Origin of the sequence: Rhodococcus sp. IEGM 27, assembly GCF_033142305.1 — a bacterium.
GTDB lineage: Bacteria > Actinomycetota > Actinomycetes > Mycobacteriales > Mycobacteriaceae > Rhodococcus_F > Rhodococcus_F oxybenzonivorans.
In genome coordinates this window covers 1-24471 of sequence record NZ_JAWLSG010000014.1, presented here as the reverse complement: position 1 = coordinate 24471, position 24471 = coordinate 1, and the positions used below count along the sequence as shown (strand labels likewise).

The following is a 24471-nucleotide window of genomic DNA, read 5'->3' as shown; positions in this document are numbered from 1 at the left end:
CTACCGGTGGCGGGAGAAGACAATAGCCGCGGTGTCGGGCCGAAGCGCCTCACGCTCCGCGGCGACGGGGGAGTACAGCATCAGTATCGACGCCAGCGCCCACCAGATCGACGCCACGACAAGGCTCGCGACGAGCCCGTAGACGCTGATCGGTTCGACAAGGGCTGCGGCCCCCGCGACGCCGAGGATCAGGGCGAAGCCCAGTCCAGCGACCACGGGCCGGAATCGGGGCGCCGACACGAGGATCGCCGAGCCGTACAGGGCGGCGACGGCGACGACATGGCCGCTGGGCAGCAGAACGGTGGGCGCATCCGACGCCCATGCCCGGACTGCGGCGCTGGTGAGGTTCGCGCCGAGACAGAGCAACAGGATCGCACCCATTCCATACGACAGTTTCCGCACCGTCGCGACCACGGCGAGGACGACGGTCGCGACCAGTACGGAGTTGACGTCGACGACGTTGATCACCTGGTCCGCGATGGACCGTAACGGCTCCGGGAACGAGAGCGCTGTCGAGGCGGGTTTGGCGAGATACAGCGCGCACAGCAACACCACACCTGCCGCCGATAGGGCAAGACGGTGAACGCTGCGGCGCAGCGTGCTGTTCGATTCGGTCACGGTATCCAGCATGCCAATCCACGCTGAACGAACTATGAGAGTGCACTGTGATCCCGGTGTACGGAGTGGGGTGTTCGCCGGACCGCACCGGCACACGCTGCGGCGATCAACACACACCCCAGCGGCACCACCATCGCCGTTGTGAGGGGAATCACCTGAGTGATCCAGCCGATGGTGGCGGGGCCTGCGAGGAATCCCACATATCCGAGTCCGACGACGCGGGACATGTTGGTGCCCGCGGAGCCTGAGCCGAGGTTTCCGGCGGCGGTGAAGATCTGGGGGACTCCACCGGACAGTCCCAGGCCGAACAGCGCCCAACCGAAGATCGTGAGCGGGAGTGCGCCGGACACCAGCACGAGCGTCATTCCGCCGCCGGCGAGCAGTGCGCCGTAGCGGACGACGGCGACGGGCCCCAGTGCACCACTGACCCGGTCGGCGGTGAACCGTCCTACCGTCATCATCACCGAGAAGGCACCGAAGGCGAGGGCGGCGACCGAGTCGGAGGTGGCGAGGTGCTCCTTGACTTGCAGTGCGCTCCAGTCGTTGGCGGCGCCTTCGGCGAGCATGAGCACGAACGCGATGCCGCCGAGCCCCAGGACTCGCGCCGACAGTCGTCCGTGTGCCTTCTCGGCGGATCCGTCCGTCGTCGCGGTGCGCGGCCGATCCTGCATGAGCCACCGCGCGCTCGCGCCGACGACCGCGATCCCGACGCTCCCGGCGACCAGGAGTGCCGCGGCGGGTGTCCAGTCGGCGGCGAGTGTCGCGGCGCCGACGAGCGATCCCGCGACCCCGCCGATGGAGAAGAGAGCGTGGAAGGCGGACATGATGGGCCGCCGATAGCGCTGTTCCACCTCGACGGCCTGCGAGTTCATCGACACGTCTAGGGCCCCGTTGGCGAACCCGAAGACGAGAAGTGCGAGACCCAGCTGCCACGCCTCGGTGGCCAGTCCGGGACCGATCGTGGCGACCGACAGTGTGAGCCCGGCGGCGATCACGGTCCGCCTGCTTCCGAACCGGTCGGCGAGGGGTCCGGTGAGTTGCATGCCGAAGATGGCGCCGATCGCGAGAAGGAGGAGCAGCGATCCGAGCGTGGAGTGGCTGATGCCGGTACGGTCCTCGATCGCGGGAATGTGCACCACCCACATCCCGAGGAGGAACCCGTTGATCCCGAAGATCGCGAAGATCGCAGCCCGGGCGGATCTGAGCGGTTCGGGTACCCGTGCGCGCTTGTTCACCGCGGGCGGTTGAGAAGTACTCACGGGGCCAACGTACCCAGCCTCAGAGTTGTGCGAGCAGCGCGACCGGGTCGTGCAGCATTGCGGCGACAGAGGACAGGAACTTCGACCCCTGTTCGCCGTCGACGACGCGGTGATCGAAGGACACACTCAGCGTGGTGACCCAGCGGACGGCGAGCTCGCCCTCGTGTACCCACGGCCGCTGGGAGACACTGCCCAGGCACACGATCGCGGATTCGCCGGGGTTGATGATGGGTGTGCCTGTGTCGACACCGAAGACACCGACGTTGGTGAGCGAGATGGTGCCGCCGGTGAGTTGAGCGGGATCGGCTTTACCGCTGCGCGCGATGGCGGTCAGTTCGGTGATCGCCCGGCAGAGTTCGAGCAGGCTCAGCGACTGCGCTTCTCTCACGTGGGGGACGACGAGACCACGCGGAGTGGCCACGGCGATACCGAGGTCGACGTAATGCTTGGTGACGATCTCCTGTTGCTCTTCGTCCCAGGAGGCGTTGAGATCGGGGTGCTCACGTAGGGCAACGATCATCGCCTTCGCGGCGATGCTGAGGGGAGTCACCGACAGCCCCTCGAATTCCCGCCGGCCACGAAGATGTTCGAGGAGTTCGACCGAACGCGTGACGTCGAGGGTCACGAATTCGGTGACGTGGGGCGCGGTGAACGCACTGCGGACCATGGCGGCGGCCGTCTGCTTCCGCACGCCCCGCACAGGGGTGCGAGTCTCTCGCTCGCTCGGCCCGGCCGCCACGCGCGGTGCGGCGGAACCGGCGTACTCCTCGACGTCGTGCCGGGTGACGGCCCCGGACGGACCCGTGCCCGGGACAACGGTGAGGTCGATCCCGCGCTCGCGTGCTGCCAGCCGGGCGGCCGGCGAGGCGTCGGGACGTACGCGTTCGGGCGGTGCCGTGCCCTCCGGCGACGCGGGCGCGCGTGGGCGTGCACGCCTGCTCTGCGCGGCGGCCTCGGGTCCGTACCCGACCAGCACTGGAGTCCGGGTAGGTGGCGTGTCCGACACCGAGTCGGTCGCGATCCTGATGAGCGGTGTGCCCACCGGCACGGTGGCCCCGGCGGGAATCAACAGCTCCTCCACGACACCTGCGTAGGGCGACGGTAGTTCGACCAAGGCTTTGGCGGTCTCGACCTCGGCGATGACTTGATTCAGTTCGACGTTCTGGCCGACCTCGACGGACCACGACACCAACTCGGCCTCGGTCAACCCCTCGCCGAGGTCGGGCAGGCGGAATTCCTGCGCCAACGGACACTCCTCTCCTTCGGGCCTCTCCGTCGGGCCTCTCTTTCGGGCCTCTCTTTCGGGCGGAGCCGGTCAGGCCGCGAGGCTGCGGTCCACGGCGTCGAGCAGGCGATCGGCGTCGGGGAGGTGGTGGCGTTCCAACTTTGCCGGGGGATAGGGAATGTCGAAGCCGCCTACGCGCAGAACCGGCGCCTCGAGCTGGTAGAAGCATCGCTCCGATATCCGGGCGGCCACCTCGGCGCCGAGGCCGAGGAACGTCGACGCCTCGTGTGCCACGACGAGTCGGCCGGTTTTGCGGACCGATCGTTCGACGGTGGGGAAATCGATCGGGGAGAGGGACCGCAGGTCGATCACCTCGAGGGAGTTGCCCTCCTGCTCGGCGATCGTCGCAGCCGACAACGCCGTCGTTACGACGGAACCATAGGTGACTATCGTGGCGTCCGAGCCCTCGCGCAGTACACGCGCGCTGTGCAACGGCAGGTAGGGGGCGGCGTCCACATCGAATTCTGCTGTGTCCCAATATCGCCGCTTCGGTTCGAAGAACACCACCGGGTCGTCCGACGCGATCGACTGCTGGATCATGTGGAAGGCGTCACCGGGGTTGCTCGGGGTTACCACCCGCAGCCCGGCGGTGTGCGCGAAGTAGGCCTCGGGGGACTCCGAGTGATGTTCGACGGCCCCGATTCCACCGCCGTAGGGAATCCGGATGGTCAGGGGTGCCGTCACCTTTCCCTCCGTGCGGTAGTGGATTTTCGCGACTTGCGAGACGATTTGGTCGAAGGCCGGGTACACGAAGCCGTCGAACTGGATCTCGCACACGGGCCGGTATCCGCGCAGCGCCATACCGAAAGCCGCGCCGATGATCCCTGATTCGGCAAGCGGAGTGTCGATCACGCGGTTGTCGCCGAAATCCTTCTGCAAGGTGTCGGTGACCCGGAAGACTCCGCCGAGGCGTCCGACGTCCTCACCCATGATCACGACCTTGCGGTCCCGTTCGAGTGCACGCCGCAGACCTGCTCCCACAGCCGCACCGAGCGACATTCTTGTGGTGCTCATGACAGTGCCTCCTCGGTGTCGGTGACCGCTGCGAGGTACGCGGCGTACTCGGCGCGCTCCTCCTCGAGGAGCGGATGTTCGCTGGTGTAGACGTGATCGAACACGCTGAGCGGCGGCGGCGTGGGTGCGCCCACAGCCCCCGACCGGAGTCGCGCGGCGATCTCGTCGGCGGTGGTCCGAACCCGGGTCAGGAACGCCTCGTCGAGCAGGCCTTCCCGGTCGAGCAAGCGGTGCATGCGGTCGATCGGATCGCGGGCCTTCCATTCCGCGGTCTCCGCCGAAGATCGGTACCGCGTGGGGTCGTCGGAGGTCGTGTGGGGACCCATCCGGTAGGTGATGGCTTCGATGAAGGTGGGGCCGCTCCCCTCGCGTGCGCGCTGCGTGGCCTGGCGGGTGACGGCGAGGACGGCGAGGACATCGTTGCCATCCACCCGGACGGCCGGCATCCCGTAGCCGGCGGCACGCTGGGCGATCGGAACGGGACTCTGCAGGTGCACCGGTTCGCTGATCGCCCATTGATTGTTCTGGCAGAAGAACACGACCGGGGCGTTGAAACTCATCGAGAAGCCCAGTGCCTCGGCGATATCTCCCTGGCTGGTGGCACCGTCACCGAAGTAGGCGATGGTCGCGATCTCGGCACCGTCGAGGTGGGCGCCCATTGCGTATCCGGTGGCGTGCAGTCCTTGAGATCCGACGACGATGGCCGGGTTGGTGACTTTCACCGCGTGTGGATCCCAGCCCGAGTGGGCCGTTCCCCGCCACATCCGGGTCATGTCTGCAGGATCGACGCCGCGGCAATAGGCGACGGCATGCTCGCGGTAGCTGACGAAGGCGTAGTCGTCGGGGCGGAGGGCTCGGGCCGAACCGACCTGCGCTGCCTCCTGGCCGAGCATGGGCGCCCACAGGCCGAGTTCGCCTTGTCGTTGCAGAGCAGTGGCTTCCACGTCGATGCGGCGGGTGACAACCAGATCTTCGTACAGTGCGCGCAATTCGTCCGGACCGATATCGCGCACCAGGTTCGTGTACTCGGGCCGCAGGACCCGTCGGCCGTCCGGCTGTAGGAGCTGGACCGGATAGGCAATCTTGTCGACCATCGGACTCACCTCGCTGTGTCGAGTCCCGGAGACCTTGTGAGTTCGCGGGAGACGTGCGCTGCGTTCAGGACGTGTATGTGTCCTACTTCACAGCATCCACGGGAACGCGAACTGCGCAAGTGGTCCCATTTCGGTAGAGCACATTGCCCAGCCGAGGGGCCCGCGGAGGAGTCGTACTGCGTCTTATGACCAGTCCGGACGCCGCCGAAGCTGAACTGTTATGGAGTGGTGATCCGAGGATCCGTCCGGCGTGGCGGTATCGGACCGAATCCACCTCGCCGTTACCGCCGGTGCGTCACGGTTCCCACCGCACCGGGCCCCCGAGCGGTTAGCATCGAGCGCGTGAATGCTGTGGGGTTGAACGAAGATGCCGTCTCCGCGTGGATTGCCGGACTCGGTGTAGGAGCGATCGCACCGCTGAGCTTCGAACGGATCGGAAACGGTCAGTCGAACCTCACGTATGCGGTCAGTGATGCAGGTGGCGGTCGATGGGTGCTTCGGCGTCCGCCGCTCGGAAACCTGCTCGCCTCGGCGCACGACGTGGTCCGGGAACATCGAATCCTGTCCTCGCTGCAGGGTTCGGACGTGCCGGTGCCGAAAATTCTCGGACTCACCGAAGATCCCGAGGTGACCGACGCCCCACTCGTGTTGATGAGTTACGTGGCCGGCGTGGTGATCGACAGCATCGGGGTCGCCAAGAAATTGACACCCGAGCAGAGGCGCGGTGTCGGGCTCGCGATGGCGCGCGCGCTCGCGAAGATTCACGCCGTCGACCTGGCGGACACCGGGCTCGAGGACTTGGCGAGCCACAAGCCCTATGCGGCAAGACAATTGAAGCGTTGGGCAGACCAGTGGGAAAAGTCCCGGACTCGTGATGTACCGGAGGTCGAGCAGCTTGCGGACATTCTCCAGCGCAACATGCCCGAGCAGAAGGAGTTGTCGCTCGTGCACGGTGACTTCCATCTGAGCAATGTCATCACTTCGCCCGAGGAGGGCGAGGTGCTCGCCGTGGTGGACTGGGAACTCTGCACCCTCGGAGATCCGCTGGCTGACGTCGGTGCACTTCTGGCCTATTGGCCGGAGGCCGGTGACGAGGATGCCGGACCCTTCCCCGCTTCCACGCTGGAGGGTTTCCCGACGAGGGCCGAACTCGTGGAGGCGTACACCCAGGAAACCGAGCGCGACGTCACTCATGTGGGTTATTGGCACGTTCTGGCACTGTGGAAACTGGCGATCATCGCCGAAGGCGTCCTGCGTCGGGTGACGGACGATCCACGAAACCAGGCCGAGACGGGTGCGCCCACGGTCAAGCTGATCGACGGCATCATCGCCCGGGCCGTGGCCACGGCGGAGGCCGAGGGCCTGCGCTGAACCGAGGCGCTGCTCAGTGGTGCCGGGCGCTCACTTCGTGCCCGGCACCACCAATAGCTCTGCCGCACTGAAAATGTCGGGTGGGATGGGCACCGGCTTGCGCGTCTTCGCGTCGACGTACACGTGGACGAATCGGCCGAGAGCCGCCAGGTCGAGGGCCTCGCCGCGTTCCCGGAAGATGGCGAGCGCGTACACGATGCTGCGAGTGCCGAGGCGCTCTATCGATAGTCCCACCTGGAGGCGGTCCGGGAAGGTCAGTTCACCGAGGTACTTGCAGGATGTCTCGGCAACGACGCCGATCGCCGGCAACTCCCGGATGTCCGTGCCCGTTTCCGCGATCAGCCAGGCGTTGACCGCGGTGTCGAAGTACGAGTAGTAGGTGACGTTGTTGACGTGACCGTAGTGGTCGTTGTCTGCCCAGCGGGTGGGTACCGGCCAGAGGACCGGGAAGTCGTCGGCGGTCGGCAAGGCGGGAACGTCGTCGTGTTTCATCGGTTCGACCTTAAACGGCGGGGTTCCCGTGCCCTGGGCAGGCCCGCCGGACGTGCCGCGCATCGGGCAGAATCGCGTCCTATGTCCGTACCCGACAGTGACGTGCGTTCGCCTTCTTCCGCCGCCCAGCCGGTCAGTGCGGGAATCGTCACGGCCCTGGTGGGATTCACCAGTTCCTTCGCCGTGGTCCTCACGGGTCTGACCGCGGTCGGCGCGAATTCCGCCGAGGCGGCGTCGGGCCTCCTCATACTGTGTGTGACGCAGGCACTGGGGATGCTGTGGTTGTCGCGGCGTTATCGCATGCCGATCACCCTCGCCTGGTCGACGCCCGGCGCCGCGCTCCTCGCCGGGGCCGGGACCGTGGGCGGTGGCTGGCCCGCTGCGGTGGGCGCCTTCGCCATCGTGGGTGTTGCGATCCTTCTCACCGGGTTGTGGCCACGGCTCGGGCGGGTGATCGCCGCAATTCCTTCCGCGTTGGCGCAGGCGATGCTGGCCGGGGTGCTGCTGCCCCTGTGCCTGGCCCCGGTGCTCGCGTTACGGGACGCACCGCTCGCCGTCGCCCCGGTCGTGCTGGTGTGGCTGATTCTGCAGCGGTACTCCACACGGTGGGCGGTCCCGGCAGCATTCGCCGCTGCGGGTGTGGTGATCGCCGTCAGCCTCGTCGTCGGGAAAGTCGGACTGGATGCCAGCGCCTTGCTGCCGGAGCTGGTGCTGACGACACCGACGTGGTCCTGGCAGGCATTGATCGGGATCGCCGTGCCGCTGTACATCGTGACCATGGCGTCGCAGAACATTCCTGGAACCGCGGTGATGAAGTCCTTCGGATACGAGGTCCCGTGGCGGCCCGCGATGCTGGTGACGGGGATCGGAACCCTGGTGGGCGCACCCGCCGGTGGGCACGCCATCAACCTCGCGGCGATCAGTGCCGCCCTCTCCGCGGCACCCACCGCCCACCCCGACCCCCGGAAACGGTGGCGTGCGACCTTCACCGCAGGCTGGGCATATCTGGTCCTCGCGGCCTGCTCGGCGGCTGTGGCCGCGCTCATTGCGGCGGCTCCGGTGGGCGTCGTGGAGACGGTGGCCGGTCTCGCCCTACTCGCGACTCTGGGTGGTGCGCTCGCGTCCGCGCTCGCCGACATACGCGAACGTGAAGGGGCTGTCGTCACTTTTCTGATCGCGGCGTCCGGGGTCAGCGTCCTCGGAATCGGTTCGGCCTTCTGGGCGCTGATCGCCGGACTGATCGTGCGGACGGCCCTGCACTTCCGGAGATAATGGGCCGATGACGACCATCGAGGTAGTGCAGGGCGACATCACGACCGTGGCGGTGGACGCGATCGTCAATGCGGCCAACCCCGCCCTTCTCGGCGGCGGCGGCGTGGACGGAGCGATCCACCGTGTGGGAGGACCGGACATCCTGGCCGAGTGCAGGACGTTACGGGCTACGGAACTGCCCGACGGACTGCCAGCAGGGGAGGCTGTGGCCACGACGGCGGGGAGGTTGCCGGCCCGGTGGGTGATCCACACCGTCGGACCGGTGTACTCGTCTTCCGAGGATCGATCACACCTGCTGCGGGGTGCGTACCTGAGCAGCTTGCGCGTGGCGGCCGACCTCGGCGCGGAATCGGTTGCCTTCCCGCTGATCTCGGCCGGTGTCTACGGGTGGCCGGCCGACGACGCCGTCCGTCAGGCCGTCAGTGCAGTGCGCGGATCGGACAGCGGTGTGCCGCGCGTCATGTTCGTGGCGTTCGACGCGCGGATGGCGGAAAGGCTTCGCGCGGCGGTCGGGTGATCCGCGACCCGCGCGTGTTTCACGACCGCGAATACTCCGACGCCCGCCGGATCTCTTCCGGAGAGGGGCGGACGCCGGTGTAGAGGACGAACTGCTCGGCCGCCTGCAACGCGATCACCTCGGCGCCGGTGATCACGGTCTTGTGGCGTTCGGCCGCCGCTCTGATCAACGGCGTGGTCGGGGGCATCGCCACCACGTCGAACACCGCCTCCGCGGCCTCGATCGCGTCCAGTTCGAACGCCAAAGCGTCCTCCTCGGCGCCACCGGCCATCCCGATCGGCGTCGCGTTGATCAGCAGGCCCGGACGAGCGTGACCCAATTCGGGTTGCCACGAAAAGCCGTACTGCTTCGCGAGCGCGCCGCCCGTCTCTGCGTTGCGGGCCACCACGGTGACATCGGTGAACCCGAAGTCGCGTACTGCTGCCACCACCGCCTTGGCCATCCCACCGCTGCCCGCGACGGCCACGGACAGTGAATGTGGAAGTGCGTTCTCCCGCATCAAGTTTGCTACTGCCTGATAGTCGGTGTTGTAGGCGTGCAGCACGCCGTCCTCGTTGACAATGGTGTTCACCGACTCGATGACCGACGCCGACGAGTGCATGACGTCTACGTGGTCGATCACCTGCTCTTTGAACGGCATCGAGATACCGGCCCCGCGGATACCGAGTGCGCGAATTCCGCCGACCGCGGCCGGCAGGTCGGTGGTGGTGAACGCTTTGTAGACGTAATTCAGACCAAGCTCACCGTAGAGATAGTTGTGAAATCTGGTGCCGATGTTGCTCGGTCGACCGGAAAGCGAGATGCAGAGAACGGTGTCTTTGTCGAGCGTGTTCATCAGCGCAATACTAGTGGTGGGCTCCCATCCGCGCGTGTTGTCGGCTCCGAATACCCCGTGACCACAACAAAGGAGCACGGCTGCATGACTACCACGATCGGTGACCGGCCCCACGCCGCACGAGCGCCCGAGAGGCGGCGGCATCTGTTCTCCCGTGCACTCGCGGGAGTGATCGCCGCCGGTGTCGTTCTCGCGGTCGGTGAACTCGTGTCGGTGCTGATCGACCAGAACAGCTCGCCCTTCTATGCGGTGGGTTCCACCACGGTCGACCGCAGTCCGGCCTGGGCGCGCGAGTTCGCCATTTCGACGTTCGGAACGAACGACAAGCCGGCGCTCTTCGTGGGGATGACACTGCTGATCGTGTTGCTTGCCGCAGCGGCAGGCATCGTCGAGCGACCGCGCGCCCCCTTCGGCAGTGCCATCCTCGGAATTCTGGGCGCAGTCGGCGTATTTGCCGCCACACAACGCCCGAGCGCCTCGTGGGTCTACGCGGTGCCGACGCTCGCAGGGGTCGCGGCCGGAATCGTCGTACTCCGCATCTTGACGGCGGCGGCGCAGATGCAGGAAGGGGCCGATGGTGCGGATTCGCGGTTGCCCCGCCGAAAGTTTCTCGTGCTCGCGGCCACTGCTGCTGCGGCGGCAGCGGCGGCGGGAGCTGTCGGACGGCATCTGGGCCAGCAGATTGCCGGGGCCATCGACAACCGTCGGAATTTCGCGATTCCCTCGGTCGCGGACAAGGCGTCTCCGATCGCTCCGGGAACCGACATCGGCGTACCGGGCGCCACCCCGTTCGTCACCGCGAACGACGAGTTCTACCGCATCGACACCGCGCTGCGGGTCCCGCGGATGACGACGGACAACTGGGAGCTGCACATCCACGGAATGGTGGATCGGGAACTCACCCTCACGTGGGACGACCTCGTTGCACGGACCCCGGTCGAACGGATTATCACGTTGACGTGCGTGTCCAACGAGGTCGGGGGAGTCCTCGCCGGCAACGCCACCTGGATCGGGTACCTGATCAGGGATCTCCTCGACGAGGTGGGCGTCGGTGCCGAGGCCGACATGCTGCTCTCGACGAGTATCGACGGCTTCACCGCAGGTACACCGATCGAAGCATTGCGCGACGGGCGCGACGCAATTCTCGCGGTGGCGATGAACGGTGAGCCCTTGCCGTTCGAGCACGGCTACCCCGTGCGCCAGGTCGTGCCCGGTCTCTACGGTTACGTCTCCGCCACCAAATGGGTGGTGGACTGGGAGTTCACCCGCTTCGACGCGGCCGAGGCGTACTGGACGCAGCGGGGGTGGGCCGAGAAAGCACCGATCAAGACCGCCTCCCGCATCGACGTGCCCGCTCCCTTCGCGCCGTTGGTACCGGGTCCGGTACTGGTCGCCGGAACCGCCTGGGCGCAGCGCCGAGGAATCGAGACGGTGGAAGTGCGGGTAGACAACGGCCCGTGGGAAAAGGCCGCGCTCGCACAGCAATACACCATCGACACCTGGCGTCAATGGACCTGGGAATGGCAGGCGACACCGGGCCTGCACACACTGCAAGTGCGGGCGACGGACCTCAGCGGCAACGTACAGGTCGAAGAACGGACCCCGCCGATTCCAGGCGGCGCCACCGGGTGGCACACACGCTCGTTCACGGTGTCCTGAGGAGCTCACGGGCACCTTTCCGCCACATCGGCGAGTGCCTTCCGGTCGGCGACGGTGACAGGAAGGCCGTACTCGACGGCGACGCTGAGATACTTGCCCGCATAGAAGCAGTGATACGCGGGATTCGGCGGAAGCCAGTCGCCGGGAGTCTGGTCTCCCTTGTCCTGGTTGTCGTCGCCGTTGACGGCCAGCAATTCGAACATCACGTCGTTGGCGAACCGCAGTCGGCGCTCCAGTGGCCACGTGGACGCACCCATGTCCCAGGCCGCGGCCAACGGGTAGACGTGGTCGATCTGCACGGCCTTGGCGTCGCTGCGGTCGAAGGTGACGTCCTCGCCGGAGTACGGGTCGGCGAGGACCCCGCTCAGCACGACACACTCCCGGGTGCCGTCCCGGAACGACACCGATCGCAGGTCGGTGGCCAGCACGTTGTTGCGGGTGTCGCATCCGTCGTGCCCCGCTGGAGCGCCCTGGGCGTCTGTCCACGCCGGACCGAAGACGCACTGTTCCTTGCCTGAGCACCCGCGTTGGTACCCACCCGGGTGCGGGCGGGACTCGACCGTGTCGACCTGTGCCAGCAACTGTTCGATGTGCTCGCGCGGCGGACTGCCGGGCGCCGGGCCCGGCCCGCTCAGATCAAGGATCGATACCCCGCAGCCACTGACCGCAAGAGCCCACAGCACGACATACAGAACCCTCATTGCGTCCCCCCGGCGCTCGACGAGTGTCCGAACCGTCGACCCGCAGTATTGCGCGGGCCACCGACACGTCAGGCGAAGGGTAACTGCACGGCGGCGATCGAGGACAGGTGGGCACCGTCGTGCCCGATCACCCACGACCCACCACTCTCTCGGCACTCCGCCAGGACGTCGAGGGTGCGGAGGAGGAAGAAGATGGCTTCGCTGGGGACCGGCGTGATGGCAAGTTGATGCGCCTCACCGTGTTTCATCCCGTCGAGCCAGACGCCGGACTGCCCGTCGAGGCGGATCGTCACGATGTGCGTTGCGTCGACGAAAGCATACTTTCGCTGCTCCCACGGGGTGGTGAGTGCGTATCCCTGCTCGAGAACCTGAATGAGGATGCTCATGGGCCGACTCCGAGTCTCCGGCGTGGCGGGCGGACAAGTTCCAGCATCTCACCTGCCTCCTGCACGACGCCATGGCCCGGGCGGCGGAAATGTCGACACGGCGGTCGACCTCCGGCCGCTCTACCCGGCGCTGCTCGGATCGGCGGTGAACCGGTCGAGGACGGCGCGCGCACACCGCACAACCGTCGAGCGGTCGTAGGAGACGACGTAGTCGAATTCGCGTTCCGAATCTGCCTCTCCGCGGTGAAGATCCACGGCGGAGAGAACGCAACCGAAGTGGGGGCCCAGTACCACGACGTTCCACTCCTCCACCAGCTCATCGTCCGCCGCGAGGGGAGCCTGATGAATGCCCTCGTCCACCGTGTGACCCATGCCGACGCCGTACACACCCGCGTAGGCGATCCGGCTCGCCATGTTCTGCCAACGGGTGCGCGTCCGGTCGGTGAAGTGCTCGGCGCGCTGGAAGGTTCCCAGCACCAGGGTTTCGGGCCCCGCGGCGGCGGCGTGCGTCTCGAGGGTGGTGCTCATGGTCACCAGGAGTCGCTTGAGACTGCGGACAGCGGTGCGCCCGGAGGAGGCGATGGCGTGTGGTGAGCGCGAGTCGTGGTCGGGAGTGTTCCAGGTCGGCGTGGGCGGGAACGGCTCGACAGTCGCGGAAGCCGGCCACGACGCCGGGGCCGACTCGATGTCCTCGAGATGCTCGCCGACCCCGTACGTCGCTCCCAGGCTGAGCGCACGCCGGCGCTGCACCTCGGTGCCCACTCCGGTGGCGACCACCACAGCACCGGAACTCTCCACGCGTGCAGCCACCGCATGCGCGGTGCGGGCGATGTCCGAGTCCGGGCGACGCGTGATCATGACGGGCGCGAGGAGGATGATGTCCGGCTCGATCAGCGACAGCAGTGCGATGGCTGCGGGGTGGGTGCCTACATCGTCCACGGCGATGAGCCTTCCGCGGCCGCGTGCATCTGCGACGGCCCGCAGTGCGCGGGACGGATCGGCAGTGAATATCGCGGCGGTGACCACGACGATCTCTCGGCGCTGGCACTCGGGATCAGCCGCGCGATTCTCCAGGCCGGGGAGGGAGTCGAGGTCGATCGACACCAGTACGGGAACGCCGTCCGCTGCGACCGTACCGGCGACGTCCCAGGTGAGATGGTCGAGCTCGCGCTTCTCGTTCATGGCCCGGGCCACGGTCCGCAGTGCTTCGGGGGTCGCGAGTGGGCCGTCCGCTGGCCCGCGCAGCTGCACCTCGAGAGCGGCGAGGGCCCCATTGTCCAGGCGTCGCACGGCCGCCGTGTGCGGCGAGACCGCCAGTCCGCCCACCTCAGCAGTGTCGACGGACCGGTCAGGATTGTCGACGGACTGGTCAGGGGCGAGAACGAACATGCCGCGATTCTCGCACTGGTGCTCGCGCGCCGCAGCAGGGCACGGAGATTGCCGTTACCATTCCGTGACTATTCGTTATTGTTTCGTGACTTTGTGGTCGCCCCCGCGACATGAGCGGCGGCAACGATCAGGACAGCGTCGTACGGTTCGGTCTCAGTAGAAAAGGTGGCGAACATGAGTGACTCACCGAAAATCGGGCGTTACCACGATGCTCTCCTCGCTCTCACCCTGGCGACAGATCGACCCGCACGCCTCGTCGAGACGGCGGCAGGTGTAGGTGTGCGCGTCGATCTGACGCTCGGCTGTCACCTCCTGGCGATCGCCACGGCCGACGGCGCCCTGCGGGATGCCGACGCCGATGGTGGCTGGACGGTGCACTTCGTCGGCCGCGGATCGGTCGACGCCGAAGAACCACTCGTCACCGTGCACGGCGACTGGCTCGTCGATGCGGTCGACCAGGTCTTGGCCCGAGTCGGTGCGCTCGACGGCCGGCAGTTGTGCCGCCCGACCCCCGGCCGGTCCACACGCTGGCCCTCCGCCGCTCGCGAAGCTGTCTGACGGGACGAGCCGAGCGGCGGGCGACTAACCCACCTCGATCACGACCTTGCCCGCCGCGTGGCCGGACTCGACCAGCGCCAGTGCCTCACCCGCCTGCGCGAAAGGGAAGCTGTGAGTGACCCGCGGGTCCAGGACACCGGAGGCCACCAGGGCAGCCAGTTCGGCGAAGACTGCGGTGGTGCGCCTTCGTTCCACGCCCGAACCGCCGAGATCACGGGCAGCGAGCGGGTCGCCGACGCTGACGATCGCGGCCGGATCTCGGGCGACCCTGACCGCATCGGCCAGCGCGTCACCCCCGACCAGGTCGAATACGGCATCGACCGGCTCCGATATCCGCGTCGCCAACCCGGCGCCGGACTCGAGCCACTCCGCGCCGAGCGACTCGACCACGTCACGCTTACTCCGGCTCGCGACTCCGAGAACAGCGATGCCCCGGGCGGCCGCCAATTGCAGCGCAGCGACCCCGACGCCGCCGCCGGCACCGATCACGAGTAATCGGCTTCCTGCGGGCAGGTTCAGCGTGGACATCGCGTCGTAGGCGGTGCCTGCTGCCACGGGAAGGGTGGCGGCGTCGGCGAAGGAGACGGACCCGGGCTTGTGTGCCGTCGACGACGCATTCAGCATCGTGTGATCGGCGTACCCGCCGTAACCGGTGGCCGTCGCTCCGAACACGGCATCGCCGACCGCGAAGTCGGCGACCCGAGGACCGACCGCGGTGACCACTCCCGCCACCTCGCGGCCCAGCACTGCCGGAAGCGTGACGGGCACGGTGTCCTTGCGGGTACCTGCCCGCACCTTCCAATCGGCGGGATTCACCCCGGCCGCGTGCACAGCCACCTGCAGCTGTCCGGGGCCCGGGAACGGGATGGCAACGTCGAAGAACTGCTGGGTTTCGGGGCCACCGTACTCGCGGAAGCCGTATGCGGTGCTCACGCCTCAACTCCTATCACGGACGGCGCGTTTCGCGGATCGGGCACGACGAAGCCCGCCGGGTATCCCGGCGGGCTCATTGTCGACAGGTCAGGAGCTGCCGAACAGTCCGCCCAACGATCCTGTGCCGCCCCCGCCGCCACCCTCGCCGCCCATCAAGGGTCCGAGCGACTCGAGCAGGGCGAGCAAGCCTTCGAGAATCTGTGCAAAGTCCATGTCTTCCTCCGATCACTGCAGTGGTTCCGGCAGCGATCCGTGGTGCGCTTCGGCGCGGACAGCCGCCACCACGTTCATCGGTCCGGCACCGGCCACGGTTACACGGAAAATGCAGGGACTTCGGATGCTGTCGGCTCCGCCTGATTGGATGGGTCCATGCTGCACGGTCTCTGGACACCGGGTTCGGGACTCATGCTGTGGGTCGAGGACCGGGATCTCGTGGCGGAGGAGTCCGCCGCCGATGCTGTCGGCCGGGTATTGCAGCGCAGGTTCCGGCACCATGTCAAGGTGCCGATGCCGGCGCCCTCGGGTCCGGAGCTGGTCGAGTGGCCGGCGGTGGCTTTGGCCCCGCCCGATGCCGCGGAGTTCCTGCTGGCGGTGTCGCCGTGGGATTCGCGGATCGCCGGCGATTTGCGGTACCTCGCCCATACGGTGCGCGGAATCGAGCGATGGGCGCGTGCCGGTCGGGTGGTCCCCGAGACGCATCGTGCGGAGGGCACATGGTGGCCGCGTTGGCGACTGCTCGGCGGTGAACGACAGCGTGCCTGGCTGACCGAACTCACTGTCGCGATGCCGCCGGTGCAGCGCCACGGGAGCGGCGCACGCTCCGTGCTGGACGACCTCGTCACCGAACTCACCGACCCGATCACCCGTCATGTTCTCGGCCACCGCCCGCTCGACGGTCGGCGCAGCCATCCGCCGCATCCGTTCCTCGCCGCGCTCGTGCACGGCGATTCCTACGACGAGGGAACGCCGCAACTGTCCGGTTCGCTCGACCGCTGGCGTGACAGCCTCACCGTGGACGAGCCCGAACTGGTGTTGCGCCTGCTCGAACCGGACGACGCCGACGTCGAGGGGGACTGGGATCCGGACACCGCCCTGTGGCGGCTGGAGGTGTGCCTGCGTCCGGAAGGCGAAGCCCCGGTTCCGATTCCCCTGCATCACACGGACGCGAGCCGCCTCCAGATCGGTGTCCGCAAATTGACGGAGGCCGTGGCGGCGTATCCGCGACTGCAGGATGTGCCGAGCGACCCCGACAGCCTCGATCTGTTCCTCCCTACCGCGGTCGTGATCGACCTGGTCGGGCACGGGGCGGTCGCGTTGAAAGAGAAGGGCATCAGCCTGTTGCTGCCGCGGGCCTGGAGTGTGGCGTCGCCGTCCATGCGGTTGCGGGTCAGTTCGCCGGGGACCCCGGCGAGCGCGGAGAACCGGTCGGTCGGCAAGGACCAGTTGGTGCAGTACGACTGGGAGCTGGCGCTCGGGGACACCGTCCTGACGGCCGCCGAAATGACTCGATTGGTCAATTCCAAGAGCGATCTGGTGCGGCTGCGTGGTGAATGGGTGCGGGCCGATTCCGAAGTGCTCGCTCGCGCGGCACGCTACGTGACGGAACGGCAGGGAAGTGGCGACCGTGCCATCGTCGACTTGATCAAAGACCTTATTGCCGATGATCTCTCGCGCCTTCCGGTGGACGAGGTGACGGCGAGCGGGTGGGCTGCCGCGTTACTCGAAGGCGACGTGCAGCCGGAGCAGGTTCCGGTCCCCGAGCGGCTGGACGCCACCTTGCGGCCGTATCAGCAGCGGGGGCTCGACTGGCTGGCGTTCATGAGCAGGCTCGAACTGGGGGCCGTCCTCGCCGATGACATGGGCCTGGGTAAGACCCTGCAACTGCTGGCGTTGCTGGCGCACGAGAACGCGCCTTCGCCGACACTTCTGGTGTGCCCGATGTCCGTGGTCGGCAACTGGCAACGAGAGGCGGCCCGCTTCATTCCGACCTTGCGTGTGCATGTCCACCACGGCCCGCAACGGCTGACCGGTGAGGAGCTGACGGTTGCGGTCGGTGCGAGTGACCTCGTGATCACCACATACGCGTTGCTGGCACGCGACCTTGCGCAGTTGAAGGAACAGCAGTGGCGCCGGGTGGTGCTCGACGAGGCGCAGCACATCAAGAACTCGAAGACGTCCCAGGCCAGGGCTGCCCGTAGTATCCCCGCTGCGCACCGGGTGGCGTTGACCGGCACACCCGTCGAGAACCGGCTCGACGAGTTGCGTTCCATTCTCGATTTCGCGAATTCCGGCATCCTGGGCTCCGAGGCGATGTTCCGCAAACGCTTCGTCGTTCCGATCGAGCGGGAGCAGGACGAGACCGCGGTGGCCCGGCTGCGGGCCGTCACCTCACCGTTCGTGCTCCGCCGGGTAAAAACCGATCCGGCGGTCATCGCCGACCTCCCCGACAAGTTCGAGATGACGGTGCGCGCCAATCTCACCGCAGAACAGGCGGCGCTGTATCGGGCGGTGGTCGACGACATGATGGCGCAGATCAGGGACAAGAAGGGGATGAAGCGCAAGGGTGCCGTGCTTGCCGCGCTGACCAAACTCAAGCAGGTATGCAACCATCCGGCGCACTTTCTGCGGGACGGGTCCGCGGTGACGCGCCGCGGTCAGCACCGGTCGGGAAAGCTCGGTCTTGTCGAGGACATCCTGGACTCCGTACTGGCCGACGGCGAGAAAGCGTTGCTGTTCACCCAGTTCCGCGAGTTCGGCGATCTCGTGGCACCGTACCTGTCGGAACGTTTCGGTACCGCCGTGCCGTTTCTGCACGGAGGCGTCACCAAACAGAAGCGCGACGACATGGTGGCGGCATTCCAAGGTGACGGCGGACCGCCGATCATGCTGCTCTCACTCAAGGCGGGGGGTACCGGGCTCAACCTCACGGCGGCCAATCACGTCGTGCACCTCGACCGATGGTGGAATCCGGCGGTCGAGAACCAGGCCACCGACCGGGCGTTCCGCATCGGGCAGCGCCGAGACGTCCAGGTGCGGAAACTGGTGTGCGTGGGCACGCTCGAGGAACGGATCGACGCGATGATCGCGACCAAACAGGAGTTGGCCGATCTCGCGGTCGGAACCGGTGAGAATTGGGTGACGGAGATGAGCACCGAACAGCTCGGCGAGCTGCTGCGACTCGGCGACGAGGCGGTCGGCGAATGACGGATCGGCGACCGGCACCGCATTTCGCTCGGTACGGCTCACGACGACCGGTGCAGGGCGGCCTGGCAGCACGCTCGCGGCGGGGAGCATTCGGCCACACCTGGTGGGGACGGGAACTGGTCGACATCATCGAGTTCGTCGGCGACAAGGGGCGGATGAGTCGTGGCCGCAGCTACGCGCGCAGCGGACAGGTCGTCTCCCTCGAAATCAGCCATGGGATGGTGACCGGCGAAGTCCAGGGCAGCCAGCTCCAGCCGTTCGTCGCAACCGTCTCGATCGACCGGCTCGACGAGGACGAGATCGCCGAATTGGTCACGCTGGTGCGGAAACAGCCCGGCAGCCTTGCGATGCTCGCGGGTGGGGCGGTGCCGGAAATTCTCGGTCCCCTCCTGCTACCCTCCGGCTCTTCGGCGCTCCACTACGACTGCACCTGTCCGGACGACGGCTGGCCGTGTAAGCACGCCGCTGCGGTCGCATATCTGACCACGGAGCGGATCGACGAGAACCCCCTGGAGATACTGACCCTGCGCGGGGTCGACCTCGACATGCTGATCGAGGGAGTCGGCGGTGGCAACGCCGAGGAAGATGTCGCCGATTGGTTCGGTGACAGCGCCCAACTACCCGCCCTGCCCGACACCGACTTCCGGGCGGCGGTCGACGACCTCGACCCCCTGCTGCTGCGCAAGGCGATCCGATCCGTGTGCGCCGATGAGCGCGAGGTGGACGCCGCCATCGCGGACCTGAACACGCTATATCAGCATCTCCGTTGATCCTGGCGTTGGGTGATGTGGTGCTCCCCGCCGTGTGCGGGAAAATCGGTAGGTGACCCTGCACGAGCTGTGGGCAGCGGCCTGGCCGATGATCGTCGGTGCGGCTGCCGGCATCGCTGTGCTCTGGCTGCTGCTGGTGGTCGCTCTGATGCGAACAAATTCCGGGACCATGCCCGTCACCGATGTACTTCGGTTGTTGCCGGATGTCGTGCGTCTCGTGCGTCGACTGGCGGGAGATCCCACGCTACCCCGGGGCATCCGGATCCGGCTCACGCTTCTCCTGATCTACCTCGCCGCACCGATCGACGTCATACCCGACTTCATCCCCGTCATCGGATATGCCGATGACGTACTGGTGGTGGCTCTCGTTCTACGCTCGGTGACCCGTCGAGCGGGCGCACACGCACTTGCCCGGCATTGGCCCGGCACTCTTGAAGGTCTTGCGGCCGTTCATCATATCGCGCAACCGCGAACGCACCGTCGTGCCTGACGGTGCGTTCGGTTGGGAGGCGCTCCGGAAAGCTCGCTCCGCGTCAGTGTTTGAACACGTCCTTGACTCGCTCGGCGGCCTTCTTCACACTGGCCTTCCTTTGGTCCGCTTTGCCGATGTTCTTCAGCTCGTTGTCTCCGGTGGCCCGGCCGATCGATTCCCGGGACCTTCCCGCAGCGTGCTGGACGGCGTTCTTGGCCTTGTCGACGATGCTCATGGCGTGCTCCTCCGAGTGGATGACGTCCACTGCAATCCTAATCCGATTGCGGTTCGGCCACTCGACTACTTCTCGGGTGCACATCCTTTCGATGCGCCCCCGGCCGCACCCGGACTAGGCTGGCGTTCGTGCGGTCGGCATCGACCGACCGGGGATCGGGAGGAGCCTGCCGTCAGCCGCAAACCCTGTGACACGCGTGAGTTCACCTATACCGAGGTGGGCGCCAGTCGTGACCTTCCGTTTCCGAGTGGATACCACCATCTCGACGAGCAGAAGGTGATCGGTCGTGGTTCCGCAGTGTTCGACTCCGCCGTCGCACAGCTGTTCACCTGGGGGATGCACCGCGGCGCCGGCGTGAAGGTCGGCCTCAATACTCCTACGGCGACTCCCGACGCCGCCGTCGAGCTTCGGTGGGGGATCGGTCCGGTCGGACTCGCCTTCTGTTGCCGCGTGATCTACGTCGTCGACGAGCCCCGTGTCAAGGGTTTCGCCTACGGGTCGCTCGAGGGACACCCGGAAACGGGGGAAGAGCGATTCGTCATCGAACACCGACCGGACGACGCCGTCGTCGCGAGTATCTCCGCTTTCTCGCGGCCCGGCCGGTGGTTCACCCGACTCGGCGGCCCCGCGAACCGGGCAGTGCAGAAGGTGATGACGCGGCGCTATCTCGACGCGTTGGTGTCACAGAAGCGATAACTTCGCGTCCTGCTGTCGGAGAACTGCATGCACGGCCGCGCCGTATGCCAGATGCGGGACGATGTCGCTGAGCCAATCCTGGACCGACCAATTCCGCGGATCACTGATGCCGCGGACGGCGATCGGGATGTCCGTGGCAGCCATCGCACCCGCACCGATGGCTACGGCACCTGCTGTCGGCGACAAGCGAAATCCGGTGCGGCGGACCAGGCCGGCGCCCACTGCAATGCCCAGGCCTACAGCAATTCCGCCGAGTGCGCCCAGCCCCGTCCGGCGGGACTGCATGGCACTTCCGCGCCCCGGTATTCGAACTCCGAGACTCGCGGCGACCGAATCGATCGTCTCTTCGGGGACCGTACTTGCGGGACGGCCGCGGACCACCATGTCGAGGTACGTCACCGTGTTGAGTGCGGTCACCCCGGCCGCTCCGGCGACGAGTCCGGACGTGACTGTGTTCATGACGACCCTCCCCGAAAAATTCGGCCGGATGCAGCGCGGATGCGCTCACAGAGCGAGCATCCCCACTCGGTGGAGTCGGCAAACCTCACAGGTAGCAGTCGGTGGCGGCCGCTGCGGTCAAGCCAAGGACAGCCGCTCGACGTGCCGCACAGCGGCCTCGAGGTGCCGGTCTGCGGTGGTCAAATCCAGACGGGCGTCACTGAGGTTGTCTATCACCTCGAGCACCATGGATTCGTCGCTGCTGGTGAGCATGCTCCGGTCGAGCAAGTCGAATGCTTCGGTCAGGTCCTTGATCCGCTGTTCGAACGCGTTCAGATCGGACCGCAGTCGAGCGGTGGACTGGGCAAGGTCGTCAACCGTCGCGGTCATGCCGGCACCCCTCGTTCGCACCACGTCGGGTCGCGTCCGCGGAAAACCGGGCGGCCTGACTCCACCAAGGAGATACCACCGTTCCTTGATTGGTAAACCAGGCGCGCCGGTTTCGTCGACGGGCATACGGGCGAACGATGCGGGTTATGGTCGTGCGGTGACCGATCCGTGGCAGCCCGGCGCGGCCGGAGTGCTGGAACTTCCGTCGGGTCGACGCGTGCGCGGACGGGGGCTGAGGCGCCCGCTTCCGCCCGCTCCCCATCCCACCTTTGCGCTGTATCTGCTGGGCCGCCGCCCGCCGTTCGTCGAGTGGGAACATCGCTGGCTTCGCTGGCCCGATTTCTGGTTGCCGTCCGATCGCAGCGAGGCGACGGCTGCGCTACGCGAAGTGTGGGCGCGCGCAGAGTCGGATCGCGTCGAGATCGCCTGTGGGGGAGGCGTCGGGCGCACCGGCACAGCGCTTGCCTGCCTCGCCGTACTCGACGGAGTGCCCAACTCGGCGGCGGTCGACTACGTCCGCCGGCACTATTCTCCCCGTGCCGTGGAGACACCGTGGCAACGCCGGTTCGTTGCTCGCTTCCCGTCTGCCGACGGGCCGTGAGTCGTCGGCGTGACCGACGGTTGGCTCACGACGCCCGGCGTCTCGCGATTCACACCTAGACATGCAAGGACATCCAACTATAGGATGGGCTATATATTCGGAACTCCCTGATTCATCGAGCAAGAAACGGGTTCGCACAATGGTTCAAGAGCTATCCCACTTCGTCGGCGGCAAGCGTGTACCGGGTGCCTCCAACAGGTTTGGCGACGTCTACGATCCCAACACCGGTGCGGTGCAGTCGCGGGTGCCGCTGGCGGACAAGGCCGAGACCGAGGCGATCATCGCCAACGCGGTGGAAGCGCAGCGCGAATGGGCCGCTTTCAATCCGCAGAAGCGCGCACGCATCCTCATGAAGTTCCTGCAGTTGGTGCAGGGCGAGATGGACTCGCTGGCACGCCTGCTCTCGTCCGAGCACGGCAAGACCGTTCCCGACGCGAAGGGCGACATCCAACGAGGACTCGAGGTCATCGAGTTCGCTGTCGGCGCCCCGCATCTGCTCAAGGGTGAGTACACCGAGTCCGCGGGCACCGGCATCGATGTGTACTCCATGCGCCAGCCACTCGGTGTCGTCGCCGGGATCACCCCGTTCAACTTCCCGGCCATGATTCCGCTGTGGAAGGCTGGGCCGGCCCTCGCGTGTGGTAACGCCTTCATCCTCAAGCCCTCCGAGCGCGACCCCTCGGTGCCGCTGCGCCTCGCCGAACTGTTCCTCGAGGCCGGTCTGCCGGCCGGAGTCTTCAACGTGGTCAACGGTGACAAGGAAGTGGTCGACGTCCTCCTCACCGACGATCGCATCAAGGCAGTCGGTTTCGTCGGGTCCACCCCGATCGCGCAGTACATCTACGAGACCGCTGCTGCCCACGGCAAGCGCGCGCAATGCTTCGGCGGCGCCAAGAACCATGCCATCGTCATGCCCGACGCCGACCTCGACGAGGTGGCCGACGCGCTCATCGGCGCGGGTTACGGTTCGGCCGGCGAGCGCTGCATGGCCATCTCGGTTGCCGTTCCGGTCGGCGAGGAGACGGCCGACGCTCTCGTCGCGAAGCTGAAGGACCGTGTCGCCGGCCTGAAGATCGGTCGCAGCGACGATGAGAACGCCGACTTCGGACCTCTGGTCAGCAAGGACGCCCTCGAGCGCGTCGACAGCTACATCCAGATCGGCATCGACGAAGGTGCGGAGGCCGTGGTCGACGGCCGGGGCTTCACCCTCGAGGGGCACGAGAACGGCTTTTTCGCCGGCGCGACCCTGTTCGACAAGGTCACCACCGACATGCGCGTCTACAAGGAAGAGATCTTCGGACCCGTCCTGCTCGTCGCCCGTGCCGCGGACTACGAGGAAGCACTCCGCCTGCCGACCGAGCACGAGTACGGCAACGGCGTCGCGATCTTCACCCGCGACGGCGACACCGCCCGCGACTTCACCAACCGCGTGAACGTCGGCATGGTCGGCGTCAACGTCCCGATCCCCGTGCCGATCGCGTACCACACCTTCGGCGGGTGGAAGCGCTCCGGCTTCGGCGACCTCAACCAGCACGGACCCGACTCGTTCCGCTTCTACACCAAGACCAAGACCGTGACCCAGCGTTGGCCCTCAGGCAAGAAGGAAGCAGGGCCCGAGGGTCGCTCCGCAGGCTCCGCTCCTGACAACCACTTCGTCATCCCCACCATGAACTGAAACGGAACCCCATGTTCACCTTGACCGATGACGAGCGGGCGATCAGTGAGACGGCCCGTGACTTCGCGGCCGAGCATTTGGCGCCGTATGCCGTGGAGTGGGATCAGACCAAGCATTTCCCGGTGGATGTGTTGCGGAAGGCGGCGTCGTTGGGGATGGGCGGGATCTACATTCGGGAGGATGTGGGTGGCTCGGAGCTGACCCGGGTGGACGCGGCTCGGATCTTCGAGCAGCTCGCGAGGGGGTGTCCGTCGATCGCCGCCTACATTTCGATTCACAACATGGTGACGTGGATGATCGACCGGTTCGGCACCGAGGAGCAGCGCCGTGCGTTCGTGCCGGGGTTGTGTGCGATGGATCAGTTGGGTAGTTACTGCCTGACCGAGCCGGGTGCCGGGTCGGATGCGGCGGCGTTGAGTACCCGGGCGGTCCGCGACGGTGATTCTTTTGTCCTGAATGGGGTCAAGCAGTTCATCTCCGGTGCGGGGACGTCGGATGTGTATGTGGTGATGGCCCGCACCGGGGAGGGTGGGCCGAAGGGGATTTCCGCGTTCATCGTTCCGAAGGAGTCGGCGGGGCTCTCGTTCGGGCCGAACGAGGTGAAGAT

At 66.8% G+C, this 24471-nt stretch carries 27 protein-coding genes; 12 read left to right on the top strand and 15 right to left on the bottom strand.

Translation table 11 applies throughout. The features are described 5' to 3' along the window. The 5 genes from R4P95_RS29690 to pdhA all read right to left on the bottom strand — a co-directional run bounded on the left by R4P95_RS29690 (position 1) and on the right by pdhA (position 5270). On the bottom strand, positions 1–618 hold the full coding sequence (locus R4P95_RS29690) for a hypothetical protein (RefSeq protein ID WP_213572730.1): 618 nt from the start codon (positions 616–618) through the stop codon (positions 1–3). A 32-nt stretch (positions 619–650) separates the two neighbouring features. Beyond that, positions 651–1877 carry an MFS transporter gene (locus R4P95_RS29685; protein WP_317747120.1) on the bottom strand — a complete coding sequence of 409 codons (1227 nt, stop codon included), beginning with the start codon at positions 1875–1877 and terminating at the stop codon, positions 651–653. Between the two features lie 19 nt (positions 1878–1896). Then, positions 1897–3123: a dihydrolipoamide acetyltransferase family protein gene (locus R4P95_RS29680; RefSeq protein ID WP_213572728.1), complete on the bottom strand. Its 1227-nt coding sequence runs from the start codon at positions 3121–3123 to the stop codon at positions 1897–1899. A 69-nt stretch (positions 3124–3192) separates the two neighbouring features. Beyond that, a complete protein-coding gene (locus R4P95_RS29675; protein ID WP_213572727.1) occupies positions 3193–4176 on the bottom strand; it encodes an alpha-ketoacid dehydrogenase subunit beta in 984 nt (327 codons plus the stop codon). Continuing rightward, the gene (gene pdhA / locus R4P95_RS29670; RefSeq protein WP_213572726.1) at positions 4173–5270 is read right to left on the bottom strand and encodes a pyruvate dehydrogenase (acetyl-transferring) E1 component subunit alpha; all 1098 of its coding nucleotides are present in this window, start codon (positions 5268–5270) and stop codon (positions 4173–4175) included. Before pdhA ends, R4P95_RS29675 begins: the two co-directional genes overlap by 4 nt. A 342-nt stretch (positions 5271–5612) precedes the next feature. Here pdhA and R4P95_RS29665 point away from each other — a divergent pair, with 342 nt between their 5' ends. Then, positions 5613–6641: a phosphotransferase family protein gene (locus R4P95_RS29665; RefSeq protein ID WP_250770218.1), complete on the top strand. Its 1029-nt coding sequence runs from the start codon at positions 5613–5615 to the stop codon at positions 6639–6641. A gap of 30 nt (positions 6642–6671) precedes the next feature. On the opposite strand, the gene R4P95_RS29660 is transcribed toward R4P95_RS29665, so the two are convergent. Continuing rightward, positions 6672–7133 carry a thioesterase family protein gene (locus R4P95_RS29660; protein WP_317747121.1) on the bottom strand — a complete coding sequence of 154 codons (462 nt, stop codon included), beginning with the start codon at positions 7131–7133 and terminating at the stop codon, positions 6672–6674. An 81-nt stretch (positions 7134–7214) separates the two neighbouring features. Between R4P95_RS29660 and R4P95_RS29655 the strand changes: the two genes are divergently transcribed. Further along, a complete protein-coding gene (locus R4P95_RS29655) occupies positions 7215–8405 on the top strand; it encodes a benzoate/H(+) symporter BenE family transporter (RefSeq protein ID WP_317747122.1) in 1191 nt (396 codons plus the stop codon). 7 nt (positions 8406–8412) lie between these two features. Then, positions 8413–8922 (top strand): O-acetyl-ADP-ribose deacetylase, encoded by a 510-nt coding sequence (locus tag R4P95_RS29650; protein ID WP_317747123.1) that lies wholly within the window; start codon positions 8413–8415, stop codon positions 8920–8922. Between the two features lie 19 nt (positions 8923–8941). Here R4P95_RS29650 and R4P95_RS29645 read toward each other — a convergent pair whose 3' ends face one another. Next, positions 8942–9757, bottom strand: coding sequence for a shikimate 5-dehydrogenase (locus tag R4P95_RS29645; RefSeq protein ID WP_317747124.1), 816 nt, complete (start codon positions 9755–9757; stop codon positions 8942–8944). Between the two features lie 84 nt (positions 9758–9841). Between R4P95_RS29645 and R4P95_RS29640 the strand changes: the two genes are divergently transcribed. Beyond that, positions 9842–11416, top strand: coding sequence for a molybdopterin-dependent oxidoreductase (locus R4P95_RS29640; RefSeq protein WP_317747126.1), 1575 nt, complete (start codon positions 9842–9844; stop codon positions 11414–11416). 5 nt (positions 11417–11421) lie between these two features. Here R4P95_RS29640 and R4P95_RS29635 read toward each other — a convergent pair whose 3' ends face one another. From R4P95_RS29635 to R4P95_RS29625, 3 genes are all read right to left on the bottom strand, one after another. Further along, positions 11422–12117, bottom strand: a complete 696-nt coding sequence (locus R4P95_RS29635; RefSeq protein ID WP_317747128.1) for an HNH endonuclease family protein — start codon at positions 12115–12117, stop codon at positions 11422–11424. Positions 12118–12185: 68 nt separating this feature from the next. Next, positions 12186–12503, bottom strand: coding sequence for a hypothetical protein (locus R4P95_RS29630; protein ID WP_159921106.1), 318 nt, complete (start codon positions 12501–12503; stop codon positions 12186–12188). A gap of 120 nt (positions 12504–12623) precedes the next feature. Further along, a complete protein-coding gene (locus R4P95_RS29625; protein WP_317747129.1) occupies positions 12624–13892 on the bottom strand; it encodes a DICT sensory domain-containing protein in 1269 nt (422 codons plus the stop codon). 174 nt (positions 13893–14066) lie between these two features. Between R4P95_RS29625 and R4P95_RS29620 the strand changes: the two genes are divergently transcribed. Next, positions 14067–14450 (top strand): hypothetical protein, encoded by a 384-nt coding sequence (locus R4P95_RS29620; RefSeq protein ID WP_213572717.1) that lies wholly within the window; start codon positions 14067–14069, stop codon positions 14448–14450. Between the two features lie 24 nt (positions 14451–14474). Here R4P95_RS29620 and R4P95_RS29615 read toward each other — a convergent pair whose 3' ends face one another. Both R4P95_RS29615 and R4P95_RS29610 read right to left on the bottom strand, forming a co-directional pair. Then, positions 14475–15383 (bottom strand): NADP-dependent oxidoreductase, encoded by a 909-nt coding sequence (locus R4P95_RS29615; protein WP_317747130.1) that lies wholly within the window; start codon positions 15381–15383, stop codon positions 14475–14477. A gap of 87 nt (positions 15384–15470) precedes the next feature. Continuing rightward, on the bottom strand, positions 15471–15596 hold the full coding sequence (locus R4P95_RS29610; protein WP_317747131.1) for a hypothetical protein: 126 nt from the start codon (positions 15594–15596) through the stop codon (positions 15471–15473). Between the two features lie 156 nt (positions 15597–15752). On the opposite strand from R4P95_RS29610, the gene R4P95_RS29605 reads away from it, so the two are divergent. Genes R4P95_RS29605 through R4P95_RS29595 form a run of 3 tightly spaced genes read left to right on the top strand, consistent with a single transcriptional unit; the run spans position 15753 to position 19847 of the window. Beyond that, a complete protein-coding gene (locus R4P95_RS29605; RefSeq protein WP_317747132.1) occupies positions 15753–18587 on the top strand; it encodes a DEAD/DEAH box helicase in 2835 nt (944 codons plus the stop codon). Continuing rightward, a complete protein-coding gene (locus R4P95_RS29600; RefSeq protein WP_317747133.1) occupies positions 18584–19357 on the top strand; it encodes an SWIM zinc finger family protein in 774 nt (257 codons plus the stop codon). Before R4P95_RS29605 ends, R4P95_RS29600 begins: the two co-directional genes overlap by 4 nt. Positions 19358–19415: 58 nt before the next feature. Beyond that, positions 19416–19847, top strand: coding sequence for a YkvA family protein (locus tag R4P95_RS29595; protein WP_397517763.1), 432 nt, complete (start codon positions 19416–19418; stop codon positions 19845–19847). A gap of 43 nt (positions 19848–19890) precedes the next feature. Here R4P95_RS29595 and R4P95_RS29590 read toward each other — a convergent pair whose 3' ends face one another. Continuing rightward, complete coding sequence (locus R4P95_RS29590) at positions 19891–20064, bottom strand: CsbD family protein (RefSeq protein ID WP_109334986.1); 174 nt, start codon at positions 20062–20064, stop codon at positions 19891–19893. 216 nt (positions 20065–20280) lie between these two features. Here R4P95_RS29590 and R4P95_RS29585 point away from each other — a divergent pair, with 216 nt between their 5' ends. Continuing rightward, complete coding sequence (locus R4P95_RS29585; protein ID WP_317747135.1) at positions 20281–20760, top strand: DUF1990 domain-containing protein; 480 nt, start codon at positions 20281–20283, stop codon at positions 20758–20760. On the opposite strand, the gene R4P95_RS29580 is transcribed toward R4P95_RS29585, so the two are convergent. Beyond that, on the bottom strand, positions 20746–21219 hold the full coding sequence (locus R4P95_RS29580) for a hypothetical protein (RefSeq protein WP_213572712.1): 474 nt from the start codon (positions 21217–21219) through the stop codon (positions 20746–20748). The two genes, R4P95_RS29585 and R4P95_RS29580, sit on opposite strands and share 15 nt — an antisense overlap. Before the next feature lie 117 nt (positions 21220–21336). Then, positions 21337–21588 (bottom strand): hypothetical protein, encoded by a 252-nt coding sequence (locus R4P95_RS29575; protein WP_159921120.1) that lies wholly within the window; start codon positions 21586–21588, stop codon positions 21337–21339. A gap of 157 nt (positions 21589–21745) precedes the next feature. On the opposite strand from R4P95_RS29575, the gene R4P95_RS29570 reads away from it, so the two are divergent. From R4P95_RS29570 to R4P95_RS29560, 3 genes are all read left to right on the top strand, one after another. Further along, on the top strand, positions 21746–22189 hold the full coding sequence (locus R4P95_RS29570) for a protein-tyrosine phosphatase family protein (protein ID WP_213572711.1): 444 nt from the start codon (positions 21746–21748) through the stop codon (positions 22187–22189). A gap of 139 nt (positions 22190–22328) precedes the next feature. Continuing rightward, on the top strand, positions 22329–23864 hold the full coding sequence (locus tag R4P95_RS29565; protein WP_213572710.1) for a CoA-acylating methylmalonate-semialdehyde dehydrogenase: 1536 nt from the start codon (positions 22329–22331) through the stop codon (positions 23862–23864). A gap of 11 nt (positions 23865–23875) precedes the next feature. Beyond that, the coding region (locus R4P95_RS29560) for an acyl-CoA dehydrogenase family protein (protein ID WP_317815958.1) at positions 23876–24471 on the top strand (596 nt) is incomplete at its 3' end.